Genomic DNA, 24,705 nt, shown 5'->3' with positions numbered 1-24,705 from the left:
CCCATGGCGCGTCTCAGCCGGGCCGAGGCCCAGACGAGGAACCGCGAGGCGCTGCTGCGCACAGCCCGCGACCTGTTCCTCCGCGACGGCTACCACGCGACGTCGATCGCGCGGATCGCGGAGGAGACCGGGGTCACCACCGGCGCGGTCTACTCCAACTTCGACGGCAAGGCGCAGCTTGCCCTGCTCGTCCTGCGCGACATCCAGCGCGAGCGCATCGGCGAGTTGCGGGACGTGATCGGCGGCGCGGGCGCCATCGCCGACGGCCTCGACCGGCTGCACGACTGGACGAGCCGGGCCATGGCCAGCGGCTGGCCCCGGCTGGAACTGGAGTTCGCGCTGGACGCGCGCGGCGAGGCGCGGCTCGTGGCCGCCGAGGCCGACCGGCAGCGGTCGGTGGTGGACAGCCTCGCCGCGGCGATCGAGACCCGCCTGGCCGACCACGGCGTCACCCCCGGCGTGCCGGTGCGCACGCTGGTCGAGTCGGCCGTCAACCTGGCCGTCGGCCTGGCCACCCGGCATGTCATCGACCCGAGGGTGACCGCGGACAACCTGGTCGACCTCATCCGGGGCCTGCTGCCGCTGGTTTCCCGCTGACCGGAGCGGGTGGCCGATACGATCGCCGACGGCCCCCGCCCCCGGGCCCGGCCACCGGGGGACCACTGGGGAGAGTTCGCTGGGGGGAATCGAGCACTCGGCCGCTGGGCGTGCCGCGGTCTCTGGACTACCCGGCCGTCGCGGCGGGCGCGATCCTGCTCGGTTCCCGGTCGCCTACCACGGCACGCTGCGCGCGGGCGCGACGTTCGTCCCGGTCAACCCGCTGCTGCCGGAGGCCGCCGCGCGCGGCGGACACCGACGACGTGCTCGCCGACGGGTGGCTGCGCACCGGCGACATCGGCCTTGTGGACGGCGACGACTTTCTGTTCATTGTGGACCACAAGAAGGACATGCCGCTGCGCAAGGGATACAACGTTTACCCGCCCCAGCTGGAGGAACTGCTCAACGCCCACCCGGACGTGCTGGCCGCCGCCGTGGTGGGCAAGCCGGACCCGGCCGCGGGCGAGCTGCCGGTGGCGTTCGTGGTGCCGCGCGGTCCCGAGGTGGCCGCCGCGGCGCTGATGGCCGCGGTCAACGAGCGGGTCGCGCCGTGCCAGCGGTTGCGCGAAGTGCGGTTTGTGGACAAGATTCCGGTGTCTGCGGCCGGTAGGATTCTCAAGCGGGAACCGCGCGACCGGCTCGCGGCCGACCCCAATCCGTTGCGGTAGCGGGCTTTCGCAACCCACGGCAACGGGAAACCTCTGTCCCGCTTGCGCTCTCGCGAGTGATGATCGAAGCACAAACCAGTGCTCTCATCTCACGTGAGGAGTTCGCGATGCAGGTTCTCATGTCGGCGGTGTCGGCGGTGCGGCTCGGGTTCTGGCTGGTGGTCATCGGTTTCGCGCTGGGGATCGCGGTCGGCTACCGGGCCGCGTCCTCCGACGTCGCGCAGTTGCCGCCGCCCCTGCCCAGAGACGTGCTGTCGGCCCCCGGGCAAGTCGGCCCGGAACCGGCGGTCACAGTCGCGGCCGTCGCTCCGTAAACAAGGTGCACGCGACCAGCGCGGGTGGGACCAGCGCCGGGGGCCGGTGTCCACTCGATGGCCACTATCGGTCCAGTGGACACCGGACTGTCCACTCGCTACCGCATTGTCCAGCGTTTGGGGCAGCGAAAGCCTTGCCGGGCAAGCCATTCTGTTGCTCCAGGGGAGGACGGCGGGTTGGCGAGAGTGGGCATGGCATGGCAGACGAAGACGGGGTCCGGTTCGCGGGCCCGGACAATCTCCCGTCGCCCCGGCGGGTCCGCCGGGCGCACGAGAGCGACCGCGCCGCGACGGAGCCGGGGCGCGCGGTCGTCGACCTGATCACGGGGAAGTACGACCGCGGGTTCCGGCGCTGCGTGTTCACCTGGGCCCGGCGGTCCCGGCTCGACTTCGACGAGCTCTACCAGGAGTCCATCGAGCGGCTGCTCAAGCAGGCGACGGTCGACCCGGGGCACCCGCAGCTGATGGCCTGGGTCGCCCGGTGTGTGCGGTTCGCCGAGCTGGAACTGCTGCGCAAGGCGGGCCGGGCGCCGGTCGCCACCGACGCCGAGACGCTGGCGGCCCTGGCCCCGGCGCAGTGGGACGACGATGACGACACCGAGCGGGTGATCGGCCTGCTGGACACCGTCCTGCCCGAGGCCCAGCGGGCGGTGGTCGAGGCGCTGGTGCGCGGCGACTCGGTGAACCTGGTCGAGATCGCCGACCTGCTCGGGCGCTCGCACGAGGCGACCCGGCAGAACAAGTCGCGGGCCGCGAAGACGCTGTGCGAGGCGATCGGGCTGACCGACGCCGAGCGCGCCGCCTACCGCGACCGGCGCCGCGACCGCGACCCGGCGGAGACCGCGCGGCGGCTCGGCGTCGACACCGCCGAGGTGGCCCGGCTGGCCAGGCAGGCCCACGACAAGGTGTGCCGGTTCCTCCAGTAGAGGGATTTCGACCGCGGGGAAGGGAGTTGTCCATTATTTGTCCACTTCGGAGTCACGGGCGCGGCGGCCGCGCCGTAGGTGTTCGGGCGGAGCGCCTGGGGCTTTGCCAGAACGCGAGGAAGGTAGCCGTGGTGGATACGCTTGCCGATCGGCCGGTCACGCCAGTTCACCGGGCCATGGCCCGGGTGGCCTGGGTCCGCAGGCCCGGCGTCGGACTGACCTATCGCCGCGCGGACGACGCGCTGGTCGCCGACCTGCTGGACGTGCCGACGGTGGTCGACCACGTCGAGCACGGCCTGCTGTGCGTTGGCCGCGACGGCGCGGACGCCCATGCTTTGCCGACCGTCCTCGTCCTCGTCGGCTTCCGCGCCCGCCCGGACTCCACCGCCGCCGCCTGCGCCAGGGACCTGCTCGGGCACCGGGTCTGGCGGGCCGCCCTGGCCCTGCCCGCCGACGCCGACGCGGCCGTCGAGGTGGTGCTCGACGCCGACGAGGCCCGGGAGCGCCTCGCGCTGTGGACGCGGTGGGCGCCCCGCCCGGTCGCGGGCGTGCTCGACACCGTGCACGAGGCGCTGTCCGGCGCCTGCCCGGTCGCGGTGGTCGGCCGAACGGACTTTTCCGCCCTGCTCAGCGAATACACCGACTCCTACGCCCACGCCTACCCCGGCGGCATCCACCGGTCGGGGCCGCTGGCCGCCTGCCCGGAGACCCCGATCGGCGCGCTGGGGCGCTATCTGACCGACCTGCACCGGATCGCCGCCGAGGTCGGGGTGCGGGTGGACGGCGCGAGCCCGGCCAGGGTCCGCCGGGCCATCGCGGGCGCCGTCGACGCGGCGGCGCTCCCGGTGCTCTGGATTGTCGAGGACGTGCCGCCGCCGCTGCTGACCCCGGGCGAACTGCGCAGGCTTCTCGTGCCGTCCCAGCATGTCCGGACGTTGTTGACCGGAGTGGCGGCGAGCCACGACATCCCCTGCGAGGTCATCGTTCTCGACCCGCAAACGGACCGCGGCGACGCGCGCCCAGGGGAATCACGCGCGGCGGCGAGCGCGGCCGCCGAAGCCATTCCGCGCGCGGAAACCCTTGCGATGGACCAGGAACACCGAGCCGAGGCGCTCGCGTTCGACCAGCGGATCGGGGTGGCGCCTCGGGTCGCGCTGCTGCGGGCGCTGGCCGGGCGCAGGGCCGAGCGCGGGCAGTCACGGGACGCGGCGGCGCTGCGCGGGGAGATCGCGCGGCTGTGTCCTGGCGACGTCGACGCGCTGCTGGCCGCGTCCGCAGCGCACGGCGCTGCGGGCGCGGACGCCGAGTCGCTGCGGGCGGCGCGGGCCGTGCTGTCGCTGGAATCCGCGCGGGCGGACCACATCCGCCGCGCCCGGGTGCTGGCGGCGCGGGCCTGCGACCGGCTGGGGGAGCACGCCGAGGCCGACGACCTGTGCTGGTCGCACGAGTGCTTCCGCGCTGACCGGACCGGCGCCGGGCCGGACGCCGTGGCGTTCCGGGTCGGGCTGGCGACCGGGTTGCGGCTGCGCGGCAGACCGGCCGAGGCGCTGCGGGTCCTCGCCGTCGACCTGCCCGCCGCCGGACCGGCCGCCGAGATCCCCGAACCGGGGCTGGTCGAGGCGCGGTTGGAGTACGCCCGGTCGGCGCTGCCCGCTGGCGAGATCGGCGCCGCGATCGAGGCCGCCCGGTCGGTGATCAGCCACCACGAGCGCGCCGGGCTGTTCCACCACCGGTGGTTCGTCGCCGCCCGGTGCGTGTTCGCCGACGCGCGGCTGGCCTGCGACCTGGCCGCGCGCACCGGCGTGCCCGATCCGCGCCGCGCTTCGCTGGCCGACCTGGAAGTCCTCTACTCCGACTACGGCGAACGGCACGGCGAACGCAGCCTGCTCACCCTCACCGCGGCCGTCTGGCGGTGCCGGGCGCTGGTGGCGGGCGCGCCGGCCGAGGCGCTGGCCGGGCTGCGGCGGGCGGGCGACCTCGTGCGGTCCGAGGTCGGCGACGGCGAGCCGCTGTGGCCGCGGCTGCGGCACGGCATCGCCGAAGCGTTGCGGACACTGGGAAAGCGCGACGAGCAGCGCGCCGTCCTCACCGAAGTGCTGGCCGCGCAGCGTGTCCTGCTCGGCAGGCGGCACGCCGAGACCATGGCGACTGTCGCAGACCTGGCGGAGCTGGGGCTATCCGGCGACCCGCTCGGCCGTCAGGTCCACCACCAGCCCAGCCCGTAGGCGCGATTGAGGGTCAGATTGTCGAAGGAGACATGCGCATCGCCCACCGAGTCCGGCTGGATCGGCTCCCCCTGGTAGCCGGGGTCCAGCAGATCATCCTGCATCGCCCGGGAGATCCGGGCGACCCGCCGCGGCAGCCTGCCGCGGTCGAACCGGACCCGCAGATCGAAGTGGTCGCAGCGGTTCTCCGGCGTGCAGGCGAAGTACGGCCGCATCAGCTCGTGGCTGGACACCCGGCGGCGCAGGACGAACTCGTGCTCGTCGCCGCGGTCGAGGCGCTCGCTCATCCGCAGCCCCAGTCGGGGCCGCCGGGGGCTTTCCGACGGCAGGTGGACCAGTGTGCCGCCGTGCAGGATCTGCGTCGGCGGCTCGGTGTCGTTCGCTTTGGTGATGGCGATGTCGACCTCGCCGAGGCCGTCGCGGTCGGCGGCGATCCGGCGGAACTCGAAGACCTCGGGCGCGGGACCGTCGAGCACCACCAGGGTGCGCAGGGACACCGTGTGCCAGCCGATCCGCGCTGCCTCCGACCCCTCGCTCTCGCCCGCCGGGGTGAGCGCGAGTTCGGCGATCCGGTCGATCGCCTCGTCGACCCGGCGGCGGACCGTGCGCACGTCCCGCTTGAGCCGGGTCCCGGCCAGGTGCAGCCGGTCGGTGTAGAGGGCCTGGTTGAAGTCCTCGTCCAGGGCGAACGCGGCGAACGCGGCGACCCGGAGGTCTTCCTGCAGCAGGGAAGCCAGGCCGCGCAACCGGTCCCGCACCTTCGCCCGCACCCGGGCGGGCTCGTCCTCGGCCAGCACGGCACAGGCCTGGCCGAGCGCGCCGGAGGCGAGCCGCACCAGGTTCGGGGCGTGGATTCCCCGGCCCTTGCGCAACGCCTTCAGGTCGCCGACGAGTCGGTCCAGCGGCTCGGTCATGGGGCGCCTCCCTGCGGCGTGCTGCACCAGTCGCCGGTCACGTAACCATACGGGGCGGATCATCGTCAGCCGACGTGCCGACGTTTCCCGCCCCCGTCGCCGGGAAGGCAACAGGAAACCCCTGGTCGCCACCGCGCCCGCCAGGCGATCATGGAGTCAACACCGAAGCCGCTGAAGTTCCGGCGGTGCGGAAAGGGACTCGAAACCGCGAGACCGCTCCGGTCGAGAAAAGAACGCTCGCGCACCCGGTCGCTGGGTGGGTGGCGCGCGCCCGGAAACAGGTCGGCGGCGGGTCCACGGGAATGGGAGGGAGGTGCGAGAACAATGCAGACGCACGCCGTGTTGGTCGTGTTGGCCCAGCTCGCCGGGCTCTAAAACCGAGCTGTCACTTCTGAGCTTTCACCGCTGATTTGTCGCTTCTGATCGGTCGCCGCTGACCGGTCACTGCTGACTTCTGCGCGCAAGCGCCGCTTCGCGATCGGAGGAGGGGACCACATTCCGTGTGGTCCCCTCCGGGCGTTTCACCCGCTAATCCCGAGTGGCGCGGTCGAGCGCCACGGTCAGAAAAGCGTGCGCGCTGGGCGCGTGCCGCATCTCGCCCCGGCGGACCAGGGCCAGGCCCTCGGCGAAATCCAGCCAGTGCGTGGTGAGGTCCAACTCGCCGCCCGCTGGCCGGGGCGGGCCCGGGGTCAGGCCGGTCGCGACGAACACGTGGTCGACGTGGTCGGAGAAGCTGTCGCAGCCGCTGATCCGGCCGAGCGGGCGCAGCGTGTCCGCGCGGAACCCGGTCTCCTCGGCCAGTTCCCGCCGCGCCGCGGCGAACGGGTCGGCGTCGGTGTCGTCGATCGCGCCTGCTGGCAGCCGCCACTGCGCCCCGCCGTGGGTGTAGATCCACTGGCGGGTCACCAGCACGTGGTCGGTCTCATCGATGGCGAGCACGGTCACCGCGCCGGGCGAGCGGACGTGGTAGTACTGGCCCGGTTCTCCGTCCGGCCGGATCACCTCGTCGCGATGCAGGACGAACCAGGGGTTCCGGTGCGCGATGTCGCTGGACACCGTGCGCCAGGGCGGGGACGGCTGCTTGTGCATGAGGTAATGGAACCACGTCATCGAAGCACCTGAACCGGTCTACACAGGACAGTCATGTCTCAGTCCTCCCGCCGCAGCCGCGCCACCGTCTGCGCGATGTCCGCGCGCAGCTCCGCGGCCGCGCTTTTGCCGGTGTGCCGCCCCAAAGCCCGCGACAGCAGCCGCAGTTGACTCAGGACAGTGGCGGAGCGGACGGTGGGCACGGCCGCCAACGCGGTCCGGGCGAACCGTTCCATCTCGTCCAGCTCGCCGACGGCCTCGTAGGCCAGCGCCAGCCGCATCCCGATGAGCCCGCGGATGCGCAGGGAATCCTCCGGTGTGCCGGACAATCCCAGGTGCAGCAGGTCGATCGCGTCCTGCGGCGCGCCCAGCTCGTAGGCGCACCAGCCCTCGACCATCGCGCCGAGGTCGGTCACCGTCGTCGCGCCCAGCGGCGCGTCGCCGCGGGCCGCGCCAGCGGACTCGGCCCACTGCGCCCGCGCCCGGTCGAGCGCGGCGGCGCACGCGCCGATCCGCCCGGCCATGGCGTGCCCCTGCGCCTCGCGGTGCGCGGCCAGCGCCCGGGTGCGCGGCAGCACCCCGGGCAGCGACCCGGCCCGCGCGGCCAGCTCCACGGTGCCGTCGGCGTCCTCGCGGTACAGCCGGATCTCGGCTTCCCGCACCAGCCCGTACCCGACCAGGTCCAGGTCGCCCGCGCGCTCGGCCAGCTCCACCGACAGCGCGGTCCACCACCGGGCCGCGCGGTCGTCGCCATCCTCCTGCGCCATCCAGCCCGCGTACTCAGCGCAGCGGGCGGACAGCGCGGTCAGCCGGGTGGCCGCGGGCCCGCTCGCGCCCTCGGCGAGCGTGCGGATCACCTGGACCTGCGAGACGAGCATCGGCAGCACCGTGCCGGGCAGCGTGGCCCGCCCGACCGAGCGCAAATGGCCGAACACCGCGGAAAACCCGGACTCCACGCTGTCGCGCGCGACCGCGCTCGGCACGGTGTCCGCCGCGATGCGGAACGCCATCGCCGGGGTCGCCGCCAGCGCCGCGGCCTCGTGCGCCTCCATCGGCGCGTACCAGGACCCGCTGTTGCCCAGCCCCATCATCCACACGGTCCCGGCGGGCGCGACCCGCTCCGCGGGCCCGGGGGAGTCGGCGGGCACCAGGTCGGCGAGGGCGCCGCCGAGGCCGAGCACCTGGTCGCAGCGCCGCGCCAGCCACGGCGTCGGCGGGCTGACCCCGGTCTCGACCTTGCTCAGGTACCCCTTGGAGTAGTTCACGGCGCGGCTCATCGCGGCCAGCGACAGCCCAGCGGCAAGGCGTCCCCGGCGCAGGGCCGTTCCGAAGCTCACCTCGTCGGCCATGCCACCTCCGCGTCGGTTGATCACGAGCGTATCGAGGCGGGTCGTCGCCGTCGACTCCCAGGACTACGCGCTCGGAAAGCGGATTTGGGACATTTCGTCCTGTGTGGACTCTCATGCGGGTCCCTACTATCGGATCTTGACGCGGGCGGCGGCCCTCGACTTGGTTGAGGACATGCGGAAACTGCCTGCTCTCGTGGCTGTCGTCAGCGCGGCGGCGCTCGGCGTCACGGCGCCCGGTGTGGGCCAGGCTGACGCGCCGCGCACGCCATCGGCGTACCTCGGGTCGGTCACGCTGGTCACCGGCGACCACGTCACCGTGCGGCGGGTGGGCGAGCGGCTGGTCCCCGCCGTCGACCCAGGGCCGGGCCGCGAGCACATCCAGTTCGCCACCGCGGGCGCCGGTCCCCGGCTGCTGGTGGTTCCCTCGGACGCCTAGGCCGACCTGCACGCGAACCGGCTGGACCAGCGGCTTTTCGACGTGGCCGGGCTGCTGCGGGCCGGGTACTCCGACGAGCGCGCCGCCGACCTGCCGCTGATCACGCCCGCCGCGCGGGCAGGCGGCACCGCGTTGTCCGCCACCGCCTTGTCCGCCACAGCTTTGTCCGCCGTGGGCATGGCTGTCGTCCGGGTGCCCAAGGGCGACGCCGCGGGGTTCTGGCGCGGGCGCTCGGCGCTAGCGGACGGCCGGATCTGGCTGGACGGCGTCCGCGCGCCCAGCGTCGACCGCGGCGTCCCGCGGGTCGGCGCGCCGACCGCCTGGCGGGCCTGGCTGATGGACGGCCCGGACGCGCCCGAGGCGTCCCCGCTGGTCGGCGAGGCGTGTGCGCCGCGGGGGTGCCTGGAGTCAACGATCATCGCCGGGATGGCGGGCGCGGCGCGGGCAGGGGCGAAGGTGGTCACCCTGGGCGTCGGCGGCCTCGACACCGGCGGTGATCCCCTGGGGGACGACCTGCTGGAGATCGCCGTGAACCGGCTCAGCGCCGCCCACGGCACGCTGTTCGTCGTGGCCGCGGGCGATGGCGGCGGGGGCGCGGAGCGGGTGTCATCGCCCGCGAACGCGAATGCCGTGCTGGCGGTGGGCGGCACGGCCATGGCGGCACAGGTGGCGGAGGCGGCGGCGACCGTGGCGCGGCGGCGGCGGCACTGGACCGGCGCGCGGATCGCCTCGGCGCTGCTGGGGTCGGCGGCTCCGAGCGGGTTCGGGCGGGTGGACGTCGGGCGGGCGGTGGCGCAGACCGGGTACACCGAGCCCGCGTCGGTGGCGATGGGCACGCAGCCGTGGCCGCACGAGGACGACCCGGTGGTCACGAAAACGGTGACGTATCACAACACCGAGGACCAGGCCGTCACGTTCCGGTTGTCCCTGACTGGTTCCGACGCGCCCGCCGGGATGTTCCGCCTGTCCGCGGGCGAGATCGCCGTGCCCGCCCACGGCACGGCGAGCGTCGATGTCTCGGCGGACACCGCGCTTCCCGCGCCGGACGGCGTGTTCAGCGCGCGCGTCCTCGCCGAGGCGGGGGCGCGGCGGATCACCACGAGATGTGGATAGCCCAAGAGCCGCTGTTCGGCGCGGCCACCGGCTACGGCCTGACCCTGCCCATCCCGTCGGCCCGCGCCGAATACCACAACGTCGACAACCTTCGCTGGTCCGCCGAGTTCCAGCAGTGGAAACCGGTCCGCGACGCCATGCGCACCGAAACCGTGCTCAGCGGCGGGGTGCGAGACCACCAGCCCGGGAAAACCTACGCGGACCAGTGGAACTCGGCCGTCTTCACCCCGTCGATGGCCAACGGCGACTGGGCGTCCCGGTCCGCCGACACGATGTCGCTGACCATTCCCCTGTTTGGCGACGCGGGTTTCGACCGCACCGGAACGTCCATAGTGGAATCAGCGGCGACCGTGCTGTATCGGGAAGGTGTCAAGGTCGGCGAAACCGACCTGCCCGGCCAGGGCGCGTTCGACGTGCCGCCCGACTCGGCCCGCTACCGCCTGGAAGCCAGGGCCAACCGTGCCGCATTCTCCCGGTATTCCACGGAAATCGCCTGCGTGTGGACTTTCGCCTCAGCGCGTCCCGAATCCCGCAAGGACGGCGTGCCGCTGCCTTTGCTGGCCGTCCGCTTCGCCCCGCCCGACCTGAACTCCGACAACCAGGTCATGGCGTCGACAACGCGCATTCCCCTCACTGTTCAACGGCAAGAGAAAACGCCGCCGACCACGATCCCCACCTTGCGGATCGCCGCTTCCAACGATGACGGCCGCACCTGGTTCCCGGTGCCGATCACCCGCGCCCCCGGATCGCCGGACGCCGTCGCCACCATCGCCCACCCGCCGGGAACGCGGCACATCGCGCTGCGTGCCGACGCCACCGACGCCGAGGGCAACACCGCCGAGCAAACCATCCTGCGCGCCTACGAAATCTCTTCGCGCTAGCCGGAAAGGTCCGCCCTAGCCCGAAAAGCATTCCTCGCGGTCGCGGTTCACCTCAGTCGGCGGGCCGGGTGGTGGGCTCCGGGCCGGTGAAGGTCTGCACGCGCTCGCGGCCGTCCGGGCTCTCGCCGAACAGGCGGGCGTCGTGGTCCGGCTCGGGCAGCCCGCCGCGAGTGCCGTTGGGCGAGACCGTGGGCACGTGCTCGGTGCGCAGCCGCGGAACCGCGTACGGGTGCTCGGCCCTGGTCCAGCCGACCAGCCGCTCGCGGACCAGGCACCGCAGGTCGAACAGGGTGGGCGCGTCGGCGGCGCTGACCAGGGCCCGGACGCGGACCAGCGTGTTCACCGCGTCGGTCACCTGCAGCACGCACACTCGGCCGTCCCACAGGTCGGTGTTTTCCAGAATCCGCCGCAGTTCGGCGCGCATCCGCTCGACCGGCATCGTCCAGTCCACGTCGAGTTCCACCGTGCCCAGCAGCGCGGCCTCGCGGCGGGTCCAGTTCTCGAACGGCTGGGACATGAAGTGCGAGGTCGGGATGACCAGCCGCCGGTCGTCCCAGATGTGCACGACCAGGTAGGTCAGGGTGATCTCCTCGATGCGGCCCCACTCGCCCTCGACGATCACCACGTCGTCGAGTCGGATGGCGTCGCTGAAGGCGATCTGCAGGCCCGCGAAGACGTTGCCGAGCAGCGACTGCGCGGCCAGGGCGGCGATGGCGCCGATGACCCCGGCCGAGGCCAGCAGGCTGGTGCCCGCGGCGCGGGCGGCGGGGAAGGTCATCAGCATGGTGCCCAGCGCCAGCACCGCGACCCCGGCGACGGTGACCCGCCGGACCAGGGTGATCTGGGTCTGCACGCGGCGGGCGTGCCGGTTGTCGCGCTCGTCCACCCGCAGCCGCGACAGCAGGGTCTGCTCGACCGACACCAGCACCCCGGCCAGCAGCCACGCCCCTGTCCCGATCAGCGCCAGGGTGAGCGCGTGCGACAGCGGCTCGTGCCAGGGCCCGGCGGGCAGCGCGACGCCCACGGTCACCCGCAGCACGACCATCGCCACGAACCAGCGCAGCGGGCGCGCGGTGTGCTCGGTCAGCTCAAGTAGCAGCGCGGACCGCTTCCCCACGCGGCGCAGCGCCCGCCGCAGCAGCCGCTCGGCGAGCAGGAACACCCCGTAGGCGAGCACCGCGACCACCGCCGCCGACCCGACCCGCAGCCAGCCGTCCGCCACAGCTCTCCCTCCTCCTCGGCTGGGCCGTCACCGGCGACGTACCCGGGTCACGCCCTGTTTCACCCGTTAGTGGGCCGGTTCACAGGAAGGCAGGAGTGCCCGCGAATGAACGCTATTCGCCTCTGACGCTTTTTCGCCAGTCGACCGGATAAAAACAGGACAAATGCCGGAAAGAGTTGCCACGGTATTCGCCGCTGACGTCGAAGAATGCTTGACGGGTCCGGTTCTTGCCGGTTTCCTGCTGTTCTGCCTGTACTGTCAACAACGAACGGACACAAGAGTGGGCCGTTACCCCATTTCGGTGTAACGGAATGCGGCGGGGCGTCGATCTTGGCGATACCTGACGTCCGAGAAATGCTGGAAGAGTCGTTGGCAGCAGCGAACGCGGATTGGCTGGACCGCATGGCGTGGCGCGGAAAGAAAACCTACCGACGGGTTCTCCTGGCGGCGGCGTTCGCCGTCGCGGCGGTGCTCGCGCCCGCGACGGCCGCGCCCGGCTCCGCGCGGGAACCGGCGGCCACGCTGCCGCCGCTGCGGATTGTCGTGCTGGTCGACGAGTCGGGCAGCATCAGCGACGCGGACCTGGTGAAGGAACAGGAGGCGGCGCGGACGATCGCGTTCAGCGCGCTGGCGCCCGGCTCGGTCGTGTCCGTCGTCGGATTCGGCAGTTCCGAGCAGCCGGGCCAGAGCGCGGTCGACGTGGTGTGCCAGCCGACCCGGCCCGACGCGCCGCAGAACCGCGACGCGCTCGCCAAGTGCGTCGACGGCCTGCGCAAGCGGACCGACGCAGAAGGCGACGGCACCGACCACGTCGCCGCCCTCCAGCAGGCGCTGGCCTTCGTCGGCGCGGGCGGCCCGGAGAAGAAGGTCGTCTTCCTCCTGACGGACGGCAAACTCGACGTCACGCAGAGCCCGTCCTGGGGCGACACCCCCGAACGGCGCAACCGCGCGGCCGCCCCGGTTCTCGCCAAGGCGGGAGTCGACCTGCGGTTCGCCGCCGACGGCGGGAAGCGGCGCGGATGTTCTCGGCCGCGGTGTCGGACGCCGAGCTGTGGTGGTTCTGGCGGGCCAGCCCCGACCTCGACGGAGTCGACCGGCTCGACGCGGACCAGCGGGTGTTCGCGTTCGTCGTGGTCGGCGACGCCTACTACCCGCAGGCGCCCTGTGTGCGGGCGACCGAGTCGGGTGAGCTCTGGCGGTGCGACACGCTTCGGGACCCGCCTGCCAAGCCGGGAACGCGGCCGGAGTCGACCGCGGTCGTGGTGCCGGTGGCGGCTCAGGACGACCTGAGCCGCCGCGCCGCGGCGGGGGAGCCGATGGCGCGGGACCGGGCGTGGGGGGTCGCCGTGCCGGTGCCGGTGCCCTGACGCCGGGGGGTCACTCCGGCGGGCGGCCCGCGACCCAGGCGGTGATCTGGGCGCGGTTGGCGCAGCCCAGCTTGCGCAGGATGTGGTCGACGTGGCTTTCCACTGTCCGCTGGGCGATGGCGAGCCGGTCGGCGATCTCGCGGTTGGTGCCGCCCGCGGCGACCAGCCGGGCGATCTCGGACTCCCGCCTGGTCAGCACCCCCGGACTGGACACCGGCGCGTTCTCGGCCAGCGCGTACCGCAGCGCCTCGTCGGGCGGGAGCGCCCGGCCGCGCTCGAAGGCGGCGGTGAACGCGGCCTCGCCGAGCCCGGCGCGGGCGCGGGCGAGGTTCGCGTCGTGGGCGAGGCCGAAGGCCGGGTAGTGCGCGGGGGCGGACCCGATGAGCGTCCAGATGGTCCGCGCCACGCCGAACATCGTCGCCGCCCGGTCGAACCGGCCCTGCCGGACCGCGACCCAGGCGAGCAGGTCGGCGGTGAACGCGGCGGTGAACCGGTTCCCGATCTCCGACTGCGCGCGCAGCGCCGCCCGCCCGGTGCTCGCGGCCGCGGCGAGGTCGTCGTCGGCCAGGTCGGTCTGCGCCAGCGCGTGCAGCAGCCAGCCCCGGAAGTAGATCTCGCCGCGCGCCTGGCTGCGGGACAGGCTCCCGTCGAGCAGGCCGCGCGCGGTCGCCGTGTCACCGGAAAGCGCCAGCGCCTGCGCGGCGAAGACGTCGGCGAACAGCTCGTCCTCGACCATCCCGCGGGCGCGGAACGTGTCCACGGCCTGGCTGAGCAGCGTGACCGCGCGGGGCAGGTCGCCGCCGAATGTGCAGGCGATGCCCCAGCCGGTGGCGACCCGGGCGGCCACCACCTCGTCGGCGTTGTGCCCCGCCCACTCGCCTGCCTCGGTGAGCCGCCCGGCCGCGATCGGCAGGTCGGCCTGGACCAGGGCGGCCATGCCGCCCAGCCACAAAGCGGTCCCGCGCTCGGGCGCGCCGACCGGGATGCGCGCCAGCGCGCGGTCCATCCAGCGCCTGCCCTCGCCGAGCAGGCCGTGCAGGGTGTAGTGCTGCATCAGGGCGGCGCCCATCCGCGCGGCGACCGGGGCCTCGCCCGGCGCGGTCACGCAGAACTCGCCCGCGACGCGCAGGTTCGGGTGGTCGCGCCAGAGCCTGCGCACCCACCGCAGCTGGTCGGGGCCCACCCACTCCTGGGCGAACCGGGCGGACAGTCGCGCGTACCAGTCCCGGTGCAGCCGGGCCACCCGCGCCCGGTCGCCGTGCCGCTCAAGCTGCTCGGCGCCGAACTCGCGCAGCGTCTCCAGCATCCGGAACCGGGGAACGCCGTCGGTGTCCCCGCTGTCCCCGCTGTCCTCGCGCATCAGGACCGACTTGTCCAGCAGCCCGTCGATGACGATGAGCACGTCGGCCGGGTTGACGCCTGCCCCGCCGCACACGTGCTCGGCGGCGTCGAGGTCGAACGGACCGGAGAACGCCGACGCGCGCGCCCACACCAGCCGCTCCGCTGGCGAGCACAGCCCGTGGCTCCACTCGACGGTCGCGCGCAGCGTCTGCTGGCGCTGCGGGGCGGTGCGCGGGCCGTGGGTCAGCGCGGGCAGCCGCCGGACCAGCCGCTCGGCGAGCTGGCGCACCGACAGCGCCCGGGTCCGCACCGCGGCGAGCTCGATCGCCAGCGGCAGCCCCTCCAGGTGCCTGCACAGCCGCACGACGTCGGCCGCGTTGTCCTCGGTGACCGCGAACGACGGCGTCACGGCCTTCGCGCGGTCGACGAACAGGCGCACCGCGTCCGAGCGCAGCAGCTCGGCGGGCGAGCGCACATGCCGGTCCGGCACCGCCAGCGGCGGCACGGGCTGCACCTGCTCGCCCGCGACGCCGAGGGACTGCCTGCTGGTGGCGAGCACCCGCAGCCGCGGGCACCGGGCGACCAGCTCGCGGACCAGCGCGGCGCAGGCGTCGACCAGGTGCTCGCAGTTGTCCAGCACCAGCAGCGTCGCGTGGTCGCGCAGGTGCTCGACCAGGACGTCGATGCCGGAGCGGGCCGACTGGTCGCGCAGCCCGAACCGGCTCACGACCACATCGGCGACCAGCGCCGGGTTGCGCAGCTCGGCCAGCTCGACGAACACCACGCCGTCGAACTCGGCGGCGGCCGCCGACGCGATGCGCCCGGCCAGCCGGGTCTTGCCGACGCCGCCGGACCCGACCAGGGTCACCAGCCTGGCCTCGGCGAGCAGCCTGCGGCCCTGCGCCAGCTCCTGGTCACGGCCGACGTAGCTGGTCACCTCGGTGGGCACTGCCCCACCGGAGTGAAAGCTGTCGGGAACGACCGTCAGCGCGCTCACCATCCGCCTCGTCAACCATCCGGTCGACCGAGTGTAATGACGATTGCGCGGCCGGGTCGCCGCGTTTCCCCAGGGATGGCGGGCAGGTCGGTTCGGCCTAGCTCGCGAGCTGGGCAAGGTCTCCCCGCAGCACCGTCGCCCGCACCGCCAGCTCCAGCTCGAAGCGGCCTCGGGGGTCGGCGAGCTGGTCGCCGAACAGCTCCTCGATCCGCTGGATGCGGTACCGGACGGTCTGCTGGTGCACGCCCAGCCGGACCGCGGTGTCGCTGACCCGGCACTGGCTGGCCAGCCACTCGTGCAGGGTCACGATCATGCGGTCGCGCTGGCGGGGAGTGAGGTCGGCCAGCGGGGCCAGCCGCTGCTCGACCAGCTGGTCGACCAGGAGCTCGTCGGTGAACAGCGACAGGGTCAGCGGGTGGTCGGCCCAGTCCAGGACCGGGCTGGCGGGGATGAGCCCCCGCTCGGCCAGGGTCAGCGCCCGGATCGCGACCCGCAGCGACGCCCGCGCCTGGGCCAGCGGCGTGACCGGGCCGATCGAGGCGATCCAGCCGGGCAGCATGGCGCGCAGCGCGTCGGCGTCCGGGGTCGCCTCGGTCCCGCGCAGCACCAGGCACGGCTCGGCGCCCTCAAGGTCGACCAGGAACTTGTCGGCCAGGTGCGGGCGGAAGGCGGCTGCGCTGTCCTGCCTGCGCAGCGCGATGACGCGCACGGTCGTGGGCGGCTCCCACTCCGCGGTCCTGGACACCTCGGCGAGCTCGCCGCGCGGGGCGGGGGCCTCGGCGAGCAGCAGGCGGACCAGCCGCTTGCGCGCGGACGTCCGGCTGAACGCGGACCGCGGCGTGCCCGCGACGGTGGAGAGCTGGTCGAGGTAGGCGAAGATCACCTCGGCGGAGCGGGCGACCGCCCCGGCCGGGAGGCCGTGCTGGCGGGCGTAGCGGGACACGTGCCGCCAGGCGACCTGACCGCCGATCCGGTAGGCCCGCAGCAGCGGCTCGCGGTAGGGGCTGTCGGCGAACATGCCGTCCTGGAGCCGGAAGGCAGGCGTGCGTTCCCGCTCGGGGTGGAACAGTGTGTCAAGGCAGCACTGCACTGTCGCCATCACCGTCGCGACCAGCGGCTCGATCGCCGTGTCGACGATCTCGGCCGCCTCGGCGCGCAACGCCGACCGAACCTCGGCGAGGACCTCTCGCCTTATCGCGTCCTCGACGGTCCCCTGCCTCGACGCGTCCTGTTCGACAACCCGCATCGCGGTCATGCCTGCCTCCGACTGGTCCCGAGCGCTACTCCGATCGCGCTACAGCAACCACCGTGCCTCACGGTGCGTTCTCCGCACATCGGGAGAAATACGGAGAACTACGTACGGATCTACAACCGGACGGACGTAGAGATATACCGATAGCGCAAACCGTGCTCACCGGAGTGTCGCCGTGGCCACTCTCCGTGTTGTCGATCACTTGCCCCGGCCCCTGCTTCTCGGGGTGGCCAGCCGCGGCCGACCAGCGCCGCTCGCCGGAGGGCCGCCGCGCGCTTTCCCAACCACTGGAATAGTGCGGTCACCGACTGTTTTCATGACTCGGAAAAACAGTGTCGGAGGGTGTGCCGCGAATCGCCGATAAACCCGGCTTTTCGCGTTGGTGGATCATGGCTTTCGGGGTTCACGCGGACCGGTGGGTCAGTGGGCGGGGATGGCGACACGGAGTTTTCCCCGATGCCGGGAACTTTTCCGCCCCCCGGTGCGACGTGCGCGGACATCGCTGGATCGGCCCTGGTGGGGGCGTGTTTCGTTCTTGTAATGTGTTGACCGACGCGTGGATCGTCGGAGCCCTGTTCGCTTAGCCTTCCCCCTGACATGAGCGGCGGCCGTCCGACGGGCGCGCTTTTCTCCGAATATCGCTCGGATTCCGTTAGGGGTGAACCGTGACAGGCTCGTCCTGGGTCGATGGCCTTTTCGGCACGCTGCTCGTGCTTTCGGCGCTGTACTCGATAGGCCGTTTGGCCGCGTCCCGCCGCGGCGAGAACAGCGTCCAGCCACCCGGCGAGGCGACCCACCTGCTGATGGCCCTGGGCATGGCCGCGATGTTCCTGCCCGCCGCCGACCCGCTCCCCCGCGCGGTGTGGCTCACCGTGTTCGTCCTCAACGGAGCCTGGCTGCTCGCCGGGCTGCCCAAAGCCGCGGCCGCGGACGGCCGCTGGGGCCGCGAACAGCGCCACCACCTGCACCTGGCTGTCTCCAGCGGCGCGATGGTCTACATGCTCGCCATGATGGGCCCGGCCGGGCACGAGCAGCCCACCGCGATCGTCGCCCTCCCCGGGACCGGCGGCGCGGTGCTCGCCCACGACCACGGCGCAGGCGGCGTCAGCCTGGTCCCCGTCACGGCGGCACTGGCCCTCTACTTCCTCGCCCACGTCCTGTGGACCCTGGTCACGGCCATCCGCACCCCGGAACCGGACCGACGCCCCGATGGCCCGGTGGCGACCATCCCCGCGATCCTGGTCGAGCCCCGCCTGACCACGGCCTGCCACGTGGTCATGGGCCTGGGCATGGCCTACATGTTCACCCTGATGCTGGGCTGACGACGATGCCCAGCCCCCACCCCAGCGCCAGAGCGAAGCCCCGGCCCACCCACCGCCCGCCCACCGGTGTCGCCGGGGTAGCCGGTCGGGTCGGTTCCGCCGTGGGTGTCGCCGGGGTGGCCGGTCGGGTAGGTGTTGCCAGGGTGGCCGGTCGGAGTGGACCCGTCAGGGGCCTGGGCGGCTGCGGTGTCGTCGCCGGTGGTGGGGCCGCTGGTGGACGCGGGGAGGCGGGTGTCGCGCCCGCTCGCGGGGCGCGGGCGCTCAGTGGCGTCGCGGCCGCGCTGGCCACCGGCAGCGCCGGGCACCTGGCCATGGTCGGGCCGTGGTCGGCGCGGGCGATGCTGGTCGCCGCGGTGGTCCTGGTCGGTCCCGCCTGGCTGCTGACGCGGCGGGAGCAGCGGCTGCCCGCCATCGTCGCGCTGCTGGTCGCCGGGCAGGCACTCACCCACGCGGCGCTGGTCCTGTTCGCCCCGTCCGGCCACCACCCGGTGGCGACGGCCCTGGACGTCCTGCCCACCGGGCCCGCGCTGGTCGGCCACCTGGCCGCAGCCCTGGTCGCGGGTTGGTGGCTGCGCCGCGGCGAGCGCGCGGCCTGGTCGTGCGCCCGCCGGATGGTGGCTGCCGTGCTGTCGGCCGCCACCGCCGGTCCCCGGCCGCTCGGCGCGGTGACCACTGGAGTCCCCACCCGCGCCACCGAGCCGCCGCGGCGCCCGGTGCTCCTGCGCCACGTGATCGTCCTGCGCGGCCCGCCCGCGGCGGGCTGAGGTTCCCCCACACCGTCCCGCCCACACCGGTCCCACCAGACCGGTGCCGTCGGCGAACCCCGAAGACCTTCCCCCGCCGCGCAGCCGTACTGCCGCACAGTCCTGTTTGGAGCCATCATGACCACCACCATCACCGACCCCTCCCCACCCGGCGAAGAACCCACCCCCGCGACAGCCACCACACTGACCAGCGACACCACCCCGGCAGGCGACACCGCCACCAGCGCCTCCGACACCCCGGAAGCCGGGGCCACGGACACCCGCGAGTCGACTCTCCGTCCCGGTGCGGCGCTGCGGTTGCTCGCCCGGCGGGTGCACTTCCTCGCCGGGCTGTTCGTCGCCCCGTTCCTCGCGGTTCTGTGCTTAAGCGGGCTCGCCTACGCCTTCAGTCCGCAGATCAACGACCTCTTCTACTCCGACAAGCTCTCTGTGGACGTCCAAAGTGGACCAATCCGGCCGGTGTCGGAGCAGGTGGCCGCCGCGCTGGCCGCTTACCCGCAGGGTTCCCTCCGCACCGTCATCCCCGCCCCCGAGCCCGACCGCACCACCCAGGTGGTGCTCGCCGACCCGACCCTGAAACCCGGTGACGCCTTCTCCGCCGAGATGCGCACCGTCTACGTCGACCCCTACACGGCCCAGGTCGCGGGCGACCTGGTGACGGTCAGCAACCGGCCGCCCGCGCAGGTGTGGTTGCGTGAGTTCCACGGCAACCTGCACCTCGGGGAGCCGGGGCGGCTCTACTCGGAGTTCGTGGCGAGCTGGCTGCCGATCATCGTGATCGGCGGGCTGGTGCTCTGGATCGGGCAGCGGCGGCGCAAGAACCGGGTGCGGGGGCTGCTGGTGCCCGCGCGGGGACTTCCGGCGGGTCGGCCCCGGGCGCGGGCGCTGCACGGGCCGTTGGGGCTGTGGCTCGCGATCGGCCTGCTCGCGGTCAGCGTCACCGGGTTGACCTGGTCCACATACGCCGGTGGCCGGGTCGACCAGCTCATCGCCGCGCTCGACGCCAAGTCGCCCAGTCTCGGCGCGCCCAAGGCGGCAGTTCCCGCGGGCGGTGAGCGGATCAGCCTGGACCGGGTGGTGGACATCGCCCGCGCCGAGGGGTTGGCGGGGCAGTTGACCCTCACCCCGCCCGCAGCCGAGGACAAACCGTTCAAGGTCAACGAGTCCGCTGAGGGGCTGCCTGTCCAGAAGGACAGCGTCGCGATCGATCCGTACACCGGGCAGGTGACAGGGCGGATGGGCTGGCAGGACTATCCGCTGCCGGCGAAGCTGACCACGTTGGGGATCCAGGCGCACAGCGGCACGCTGCTGGGGCTGGCGAACCAGATCGCCTTGGGGTTGCTCGCCTTGGGCACCCTGGCGCTGTTGGCGCTGGGCTACCGGATGTGGTGGAAACGGCGGCCCGCGGGCGCGACGTTCGCCGCGGCGCCGCCGACGGTCTGGCGGCGGCTGCCGCAGCCGGTGATCTTCCTGATCGTGCTCGCGATCGGCGGGCTCGGCTGGGCCATGCCGGTCTTCGGCGTCACCCTGGTCGCGTTCGTCGCGCTGGACACCGCTCGTGCGGTGGTTCGGGGAACTGGAGCTGGTCGGTAGCCGACTCTGTCAGCACAACGTCGTCTTGGAAGGGGTTTCGTGATGCATGAGGCCAGTTACACCGTCAGCGGTATGTCGTGCGGGCACTGCGCGTCGAAGTTGACTGAGAAGGTCGGGGCTATCGCTGGGGTCACCGGGGTGGAGGTTGACGTGGCCAGTGGGCGGCTGGCGATTGTCAGCGAGGGCCCGCTTGCTGGGGCTGATCTGGACGCTGTGGTGACCGCGGCTGGGTTTCAGCTCGCTGGGTAGGGAGTGGCCCCCGCGATGCTTCTGTGTGTCGCGGGGGCTTGCTGTGGGGGCTGGCTGTGTTGGTTTGCTCGATGGGGTGGAGTGGTTTCTTCGGGGCCCCTACGAAGGAAGATCCCGTCGCGGGGAAAGACGGGTGGGGTGCCTTCGGCCCCACGACCACGGCAAGTTTAGGGATCTTCCTTCTCCCCCAAAGAAACAACTCCACCCCATCGAGCACCTGGCAGGGTCAGTGCGGCTGGCAGGGGAGCGGGTTTGCTGCTCCTTGCTCCACCTCAGCGAGCACCTGGCAGCTTCGGGTACGGCTTTGTGTGTGTCTGGCGGGTGCGCTGGTCCTGCGCCCATCAAGGACCTCGAAGCTTGGGGCGTTTCATTTCGTTTCCGGGCTCGGAAGCTGCCATCCAGTCCGTTGCCGCCACCATGCCCATGTGGTCAGGTGGCCAGGCGGCGGCCGTCGGGGCGGTCGGTTTCGCGGGTGGCGGTGATCAGGTCGTCGCGGGCTCGGGCTACTCGGGAGCGGATGGTGCCGACGGGGCAGCCGCAGACTTCTGCGGCTTCGGCGTAGGACATTCCGAGGGTTTGGGTGAGGACGAAAGCTTCTCGGCGGTCGGGGGACAGGGCGTTGACCAGTTCGCCGAGCACCAGGTGTTCCTCGAAGCGGGAGGCGCCGCCTGCCAGGGCTCGTTCTGCCGCGTCTTGCCAGTCGGCGATGTTGGCGCGGCGGGGGCGGATTCGGGCTACTCGGACGTGGTCGGCGGCTACCCGGCGGGCGATCGACAGCAGCCAGGTGCGGGCTGAGGAGCGGCCCTCGAACCGGGGGAGGGCGCTCAGCGCCCGCAGGTAGGTCTCCTGGGCCAGGTCATCCGCCAGGTGCACGTCGGAAAGGTGCGCCACGAACCGCCAGACGTCGTGCTGGGTGGCTCGGACGAAACGCTCCAGGGCGGTGCGGTCGCCGCGTTGGGCGGCGAAAGCCCATTCGGTGACCTCGTCGGGTGCCAGTCCTGATCCACTCACACCTTCGGAAACCTAGTGGATGTTCGCGTGTTCCAGGCAACCCGAGGTAACCATCGGGAACCAGGAATCTCGCAAGCTGGGACGGGCCGGTGTGAGGTGTTACGGGGACGCCGGGTCGGTGGGTGGGGGCGGACCGACCCGGCGTGCGGTGGCCCGCGCAGGGCGATCACTAGGTCGTTCGGAGTAGCGGCCTGGTTCCCGGCAACCGGGTGACGTATGGGGCTTCCGTAAGTAACTCGGTAGATCTACAGATGTGGTTCGCATCCCGGTCAAGCAGGTTGGCCTGCGATGGCCACAACCGGAGAGATACGCCATGAGGTACACGGAGCCAAGATGACTGCATCGCAGGTCGTGGATCACCGCGCGCGGGCGCCAGAGCCGGGACAGCGGGGGTCGGGCGACCAGTTGCGGCGGGACATCGCGGCCGAGGTGCGCGGCTACGCCGAGATCGCCCGACTGCCGGACGCGCTGCTCGAACCGCTGGTCGACACCATCCGCACGACCGTGCTCGGCTGCGTCGAGGCGATGGTCCACCCCGAGGAGTACGTGGGGGAGGAGTGGGCGGCGATCTTCCGCTTCCGCCGCGGCGAGCTGACCGAGGGCGCGCACCGCAAGCTGCTGCTGCGCGCTTACCGGATCGGCGGTCAGATCGCGTGGCGGCACGCGGCGGAGTACGCCCGGCGGCACGGGGTGACCTCGACCGCGGTCGCCCGCAGCGCCGAGGTGATCTTCGCTTACCTGTCGGCCGTGTCGAGTTTCGCCCCGCCCGCCGCGGCCGCCGCCTCCGTCGCGGTGGTCCGCGCCCGGCTGCTGCGGATGCTGCTCGACGAGCAGGCCGCCAGCGGGCCGCACCTGGCTGAGGTCGCCCAGGAAGCGGACTGGGACCTGCACGCCGCGGTCCGGGTCGTCGCGCTGCGCCGCCGCGAGGGCGCCGACCACAGTCCGCGCGCCAACCTCGGCTCGCAGGTCCTGCTCGACCTCGACGGCCCGCAGCCGTGCGCGGTGGTGGTGGCCAGCCGGGTGCCCGCGACATGGCTGGCCACGACCCTGCGCGCGGCGCTGCCCGGCTGGACGGCCGCGATCGGCACAGTGACCCCGATCGGCAAGGTCCGTGACTCGCTGCGGGTGGCGAACCTCGCCATCGACCTGGTCGAGCGCGGGCTGATCCAGGTCGAGGCCCCCGACGGGATCGTGCACTGCGCCGACCACCTGCTGACCCTGACGCTGCTGGCGGACGATTTCCTCATCGCCGAGCTCGTCGGCAGGGAACTCGCCCCGCTGAAGTCCCTCAAGGCCTACCAGCGGCACCGCCTGCTCGCCACGCTCAACGCCTGGTTCGCCACCCGCGGCCGGGTCGCGGACATGGCGGAGCGGCTGCGAGTCCACCCGCAGACCATCCGCTACCGCGTCGGCAGGCTCCAGGAGCTCTTCGGCGAGCAGCTCGCCGACCCGCGCAACCGGTTCGACCTGGAACTGGCCGTGCGCGCGACCCTGCTGCACGCCGCGCGGGAGACGTCGGCGGAGGAAGGCCCGGCTTCCGGGTTCTAGTTTTCCCAAGCAAGGCCAAGGGGCCCCGGCACCGAGTCATCTGGTGGCGGGGCCCCTTGGCCTTGCTGTTCCGGACCGGAAAAAGAGACAGGCTCTCCCCGGCCGGAGCCGGGAAGAGCCTGTCTCGGGGGAGCGGCAGAGCTTACTTCTTGATCACGAGGTCGAGGTCGATCGTGTTGCCGGGGCTCGCGGCGAGCGGGCCGATAAAGTCGTTGAGCGCGCCGCAGTTGGTCGGCGAGGCCAGGTCGTAGCCGCCCTGGAGCTTGCCGCCCTTGAGGACGTCGAAGGTCCCGGTGGACTTGAGCTTGATGTCGGTCGGGTTCGCGGCCTTGCAGGTCTCACCCTGGTAGATCGGGAACCCGAAGAGCGAGATCTTGGTCAGGATGATGTCGAGCTTGCCGTCGTAGGTGATGGCGCCGGTGGTGACGGTGCCGGAGGCCTTGCCGACGGGGGCGAACTTGATGCTGGCGTCGACCGGCAGGAAGCCCACGATCTTGAACTTGCCCGAGGTCGGGTCGAGCTTGAGGTCACCGGTGTACTTGCCCGCGGCGAGGTCGGCGTCGGCGTCGAAGCTGCCGTTGAGGGCGACCGAGCCACCCAGGGCCTTGAGGACCGAGGTGCCCTTGAGGTTGTAGCTGACCTTCACGCCGTTGCCCGGGGGCGGGGTGGTGCTGCTCGGCGGCGTGGTGCTCGACGGCGGGGTGGTGCTCGACGGCGGCGTGGTGCTGCTCGGCGGGGTGGTGCTGCTGGGCGGCGTGGTGCTGCTCGGCGGGGTGGTGCTCGACGGCGGGGTGGTGCTGCCGGGGCCGCCGGTGATCTCGAAGGTGTGCAGGACGTTGGCCTGGCCCGGGTTCAGCTTGCAGGCCGAGTCGAAGGTGCCCAGGCCGGTCTCGGTGCCGTCGGCCTTGCGCGGGGTCAGGTTCAGGTTCAGCTCACTGACCGTGATCTTCGCGGTGCCCGCCTGGGTGAACGACAGCGACGGGGTCTGGCCGGTGGCCACCACGTCGAACGCGCCAGAAGCCGGAACCGGGGTCTTGGCGATCGTCACCGGCACGTTCACCGGAAGGGAGATGCCGGGGGCGTCGACCTTGGCGCCCGAGACGGCCTTGCCCTCGATCGTGGTCGCGCCGACCAGGGTCAGACCCTGGGTCGCGGTCTCGGGAACCGTGGAGACGGCCTTGATGTCGAACACGCCGGTCTGCTGGCCAACACCGATGGAGGCGGGCATGTCGCTGTTGATGACGACCTTGATCGGCTGGTCGCCGATCAGCGGGAACGGACACGTGTAGTCCAGCGTCAGCGAGACCGGAGCAGCCGAACTCGTGCCGGAGCCGAGCAGCAGGCCAGTGGCGACCAGCCCGGCCGCGCTAGTCGCGGCGACACCCGCCACCAGCTTCTTGGAAACCTTGCGAGGATTCACGGGGGTTTTCCTTCCTAAGGTATCAACGGTGATACGTGAGCGAAGTGATCCGCTCTGTAGTGCCAGGGGCGAGATTCCGGGTGGAAGTGAGGTGGAAGTCTCTCCGA

21 protein-coding genes and 2 pseudogenes are annotated in these 24,705 nt (G+C 72.5%); 15 read left to right on the top strand and 8 right to left on the bottom strand.

Annotated elements, in window-relative coordinates:
- Positions 1 to 3: 3 nt before the first annotated feature.
- From BLS56_RS05500 to BLS56_RS05480, 5 genes and pseudogenes are all read left to right on the top strand, one after another.
- The gene (locus BLS56_RS05500; RefSeq protein WP_091448852.1) at positions 4 to 597 is read left to right on the top strand and encodes a TetR/AcrR family transcriptional regulator; all 594 of its coding nucleotides are present in this window, start codon (positions 4 to 6) and stop codon (positions 595 to 597) included.
- Positions 598 to 839: 242 nt separating this feature from the next.
- Positions 840 to 1,265: pseudogene (locus BLS56_RS05495) on the top strand (AMP-binding enzyme); the annotation flags it as partial.
- Positions 1,266 to 1,372: 107 nt separating this feature from the next.
- A complete protein-coding gene (locus BLS56_RS05490) occupies positions 1,373 to 1,579 on the top strand; it encodes a hypothetical protein (RefSeq protein WP_091448851.1) in 207 nt (68 codons plus the stop codon).
- A gap of 197 nt (positions 1,580 to 1,776) precedes the next feature.
- Positions 1,777 to 2,505: an RNA polymerase sigma factor gene (locus BLS56_RS05485; RefSeq protein WP_091448850.1), complete on the top strand. Its 729-nt coding sequence runs from the start codon at positions 1,777 to 1,779 to the stop codon at positions 2,503 to 2,505.
- A gap of 131 nt (positions 2,506 to 2,636) precedes the next feature.
- Entirely contained in the window at positions 2,637 to 4,730 is a 2,094-nt protein-coding gene (locus BLS56_RS05480) for a hypothetical protein (RefSeq protein WP_139190531.1), read from the top strand.
- Here the strand turns inward: BLS56_RS05480 and BLS56_RS05475 are convergent.
- The 3 genes from BLS56_RS05475 to BLS56_RS05465 all read right to left on the bottom strand — a co-directional run bounded on the left by BLS56_RS05475 (position 4,703) and on the right by BLS56_RS05465 (position 8,082).
- Positions 4,703 to 5,644 carry a hypothetical protein gene (locus BLS56_RS05475; protein ID WP_091448848.1) on the bottom strand — a complete coding sequence of 314 codons (942 nt, stop codon included), beginning with the start codon at positions 5,642 to 5,644 and terminating at the stop codon, positions 4,703 to 4,705. The genes BLS56_RS05480 and BLS56_RS05475 overlap by 28 nt on opposite strands.
- Before the next feature lie 528 nt (positions 5,645 to 6,172).
- The gene (locus BLS56_RS05470) at positions 6,173 to 6,754 is read right to left on the bottom strand and encodes an NUDIX domain-containing protein (RefSeq protein WP_228771404.1); all 582 of its coding nucleotides are present in this window, start codon (positions 6,752 to 6,754) and stop codon (positions 6,173 to 6,175) included.
- 38 nt (positions 6,755 to 6,792) lie between these two features.
- The gene (locus tag BLS56_RS05465) at positions 6,793 to 8,082 is read right to left on the bottom strand and encodes a helix-turn-helix domain-containing protein (RefSeq protein ID WP_091448847.1); all 1,290 of its coding nucleotides are present in this window, start codon (positions 8,080 to 8,082) and stop codon (positions 6,793 to 6,795) included.
- Between the two features lie 136 nt (positions 8,083 to 8,218).
- On the opposite strand from BLS56_RS05465, the gene BLS56_RS05460 reads away from it, so the two are divergent.
- The 3 genes from BLS56_RS05460 to BLS56_RS05450 are packed head-to-tail and all read left to right on the top strand — an operon-like array spanning position 8,219 to position 10,512.
- Positions 8,219 to 8,518, top strand: a complete 300-nt coding sequence (locus BLS56_RS05460) for a hypothetical protein (RefSeq protein WP_139190530.1) — start codon at positions 8,219 to 8,221, stop codon at positions 8,516 to 8,518.
- 42 nt (positions 8,519 to 8,560) lie between these two features.
- Positions 8,561 to 9,631 carry a S8 family serine peptidase gene (locus BLS56_RS05455; RefSeq protein WP_091448845.1) on the top strand — a complete coding sequence of 357 codons (1,071 nt, stop codon included), beginning with the start codon at positions 8,561 to 8,563 and terminating at the stop codon, positions 9,629 to 9,631.
- A complete protein-coding gene (locus BLS56_RS05450) occupies positions 9,622 to 10,512 on the top strand; it encodes a hypothetical protein (RefSeq protein ID WP_091448844.1) in 891 nt (296 codons plus the stop codon). The genes BLS56_RS05455 and BLS56_RS05450 overlap by 10 nt, the downstream gene beginning before the upstream one ends.
- 52 nt (positions 10,513 to 10,564) lie before the next feature.
- On the opposite strand, the gene BLS56_RS05445 is transcribed toward BLS56_RS05450, so the two are convergent.
- Complete coding sequence (locus BLS56_RS05445) at positions 10,565 to 11,734, bottom strand: mechanosensitive ion channel family protein (RefSeq protein ID WP_091448843.1); 1,170 nt, start codon at positions 11,732 to 11,734, stop codon at positions 10,565 to 10,567.
- A gap of 207 nt (positions 11,735 to 11,941) precedes the next feature.
- Between BLS56_RS05445 and BLS56_RS32975 the strand changes: the two are divergent.
- Both BLS56_RS32975 and BLS56_RS32080 read left to right on the top strand, forming a co-directional pair.
- Positions 11,942 to 12,577 (top strand): annotated as a pseudogene (locus BLS56_RS32975) (vWA domain-containing protein); the annotation flags it as partial.
- A gap of 176 nt (positions 12,578 to 12,753) precedes the next feature.
- Positions 12,754 to 13,101, top strand: a complete 348-nt coding sequence (locus BLS56_RS32080; RefSeq protein ID WP_228771402.1) for a hypothetical protein — start codon at positions 12,754 to 12,756, stop codon at positions 13,099 to 13,101.
- A gap of 10 nt (positions 13,102 to 13,111) precedes the next feature.
- On the opposite strand, the gene BLS56_RS05435 is transcribed toward BLS56_RS32080, so the two are convergent.
- On the bottom strand, positions 13,112 to 15,439 hold the full coding sequence (locus BLS56_RS05435) for an ATP-binding protein (protein ID WP_228771401.1): 2,328 nt from the start codon (positions 15,437 to 15,439) through the stop codon (positions 13,112 to 13,114).
- Positions 15,440 to 15,536: 97 nt separating this feature from the next.
- Complete coding sequence (locus BLS56_RS05430) at positions 15,537 to 16,694, bottom strand: PucR family transcriptional regulator (RefSeq protein WP_091448840.1); 1,158 nt, start codon at positions 16,692 to 16,694, stop codon at positions 15,537 to 15,539.
- Between the two features lie 662 nt (positions 16,695 to 17,356).
- Between BLS56_RS05430 and BLS56_RS05425 the strand changes: the two genes are divergently transcribed.
- The 4 genes from BLS56_RS05425 to BLS56_RS05410 all read left to right on the top strand — a co-directional run bounded on the left by BLS56_RS05425 (position 17,357) and on the right by BLS56_RS05410 (position 20,619).
- A complete protein-coding gene (locus BLS56_RS05425; protein ID WP_091448839.1) occupies positions 17,357 to 18,013 on the top strand; it encodes a DUF5134 domain-containing protein in 657 nt (218 codons plus the stop codon).
- A 143-nt stretch (positions 18,014 to 18,156) separates the two neighbouring features.
- Positions 18,157 to 18,777, top strand: coding sequence for a hypothetical protein (locus BLS56_RS05420; protein WP_091448838.1), 621 nt, complete (start codon positions 18,157 to 18,159; stop codon positions 18,775 to 18,777).
- A gap of 117 nt (positions 18,778 to 18,894) precedes the next feature.
- Positions 18,895 to 20,370 (top strand): PepSY-associated TM helix domain-containing protein, encoded by a 1,476-nt coding sequence (locus BLS56_RS05415; protein ID WP_139190529.1) that lies wholly within the window; start codon positions 18,895 to 18,897, stop codon positions 20,368 to 20,370.
- A 42-nt stretch (positions 20,371 to 20,412) separates the two neighbouring features.
- Positions 20,413 to 20,619 (top strand): heavy-metal-associated domain-containing protein, encoded by a 207-nt coding sequence (locus BLS56_RS05410; protein ID WP_091448837.1) that lies wholly within the window; start codon positions 20,413 to 20,415, stop codon positions 20,617 to 20,619.
- A gap of 429 nt (positions 20,620 to 21,048) precedes the next feature.
- On the opposite strand, the gene BLS56_RS05405 is transcribed toward BLS56_RS05410, so the two are convergent.
- A complete protein-coding gene (locus BLS56_RS05405; RefSeq protein WP_091448836.1) occupies positions 21,049 to 21,630 on the bottom strand; it encodes a sigma-70 family RNA polymerase sigma factor in 582 nt (193 codons plus the stop codon).
- Positions 21,631 to 21,963: 333 nt separating this feature from the next.
- Here BLS56_RS05405 and BLS56_RS05400 point away from each other — a divergent pair, with 333 nt between their 5' ends.
- Complete coding sequence (locus BLS56_RS05400; RefSeq protein WP_139190528.1) at positions 21,964 to 23,178, top strand: PucR family transcriptional regulator; 1,215 nt, start codon at positions 21,964 to 21,966, stop codon at positions 23,176 to 23,178.
- Between the two features lie 142 nt (positions 23,179 to 23,320).
- Here the strand turns inward: BLS56_RS05400 and BLS56_RS05395 are convergent, their stop codons facing one another.
- Positions 23,321 to 24,598, bottom strand: coding sequence for a DUF6801 domain-containing protein (locus tag BLS56_RS05395; RefSeq protein ID WP_091448834.1), 1,278 nt, complete (start codon positions 24,596 to 24,598; stop codon positions 23,321 to 23,323).
- Between the last annotated feature and the right edge of the window lie 107 nt (positions 24,599 to 24,705).

This window comes from Actinokineospora iranica (assembly GCF_900101685.1).
In the GTDB taxonomy this organism is placed as follows: Bacteria; Actinomycetota; Actinomycetes; order Mycobacteriales; family Pseudonocardiaceae; genus Actinokineospora; species Actinokineospora iranica.
Note: the sequence above shows the minus strand (reverse complement) of the source record. Positions and strands in the feature narration are given on the sequence as shown.

Coding starts and splice junctions, on each gene's coding strand:
- BLS56_RS32080 (WP_228771402.1), top strand. CDS start 12,754: ATGTTCTCGGCCGCGGTGTCGGACGCCGAGCTGTGGTGGTTCTGGCGG.
- BLS56_RS05465 (WP_091448847.1), bottom strand. CDS start 8,082: ATGGCCGACGAGGTGAGCTTCGGAACGGCCCTGCGCCGGGGACGCCTT.
- BLS56_RS05410 (WP_091448837.1), top strand. CDS start 20,413: ATGCATGAGGCCAGTTACACCGTCAGCGGTATGTCGTGCGGGCACTGC.
- BLS56_RS05490 (WP_091448851.1), top strand. CDS start 1,373: ATGCAGGTTCTCATGTCGGCGGTGTCGGCGGTGCGGCTCGGGTTCTGG.
- BLS56_RS05400 (WP_139190528.1), top strand. CDS start 21,964: ATGACTGCATCGCAGGTCGTGGATCACCGCGCGCGGGCGCCAGAGCCG.
- BLS56_RS05430 (WP_091448840.1), bottom strand. CDS start 16,694: ATGACCGCGATGCGGGTTGTCGAACAGGACGCGTCGAGGCAGGGGACC.
- BLS56_RS05470 (WP_228771404.1), bottom strand. CDS start 6,754: ATGACGTGGTTCCATTACCTCATGCACAAGCAGCCGTCCCCGCCCTGG.
- BLS56_RS05450 (WP_091448844.1), top strand. CDS start 9,622: ATGTGGATAGCCCAAGAGCCGCTGTTCGGCGCGGCCACCGGCTACGGC.
- BLS56_RS05475 (WP_091448848.1), bottom strand. CDS start 5,644: ATGACCGAGCCGCTGGACCGACTCGTCGGCGACCTGAAGGCGTTGCGC.
- BLS56_RS05485 (WP_091448850.1), top strand. CDS start 1,777: ATGGCAGACGAAGACGGGGTCCGGTTCGCGGGCCCGGACAATCTCCCG.
- BLS56_RS05500 (WP_091448852.1), top strand. CDS start 4: ATGGCGCGTCTCAGCCGGGCCGAGGCCCAGACGAGGAACCGCGAGGCG.
- BLS56_RS05415 (WP_139190529.1), top strand. CDS start 18,895: ATGACCACCACCATCACCGACCCCTCCCCACCCGGCGAAGAACCCACC.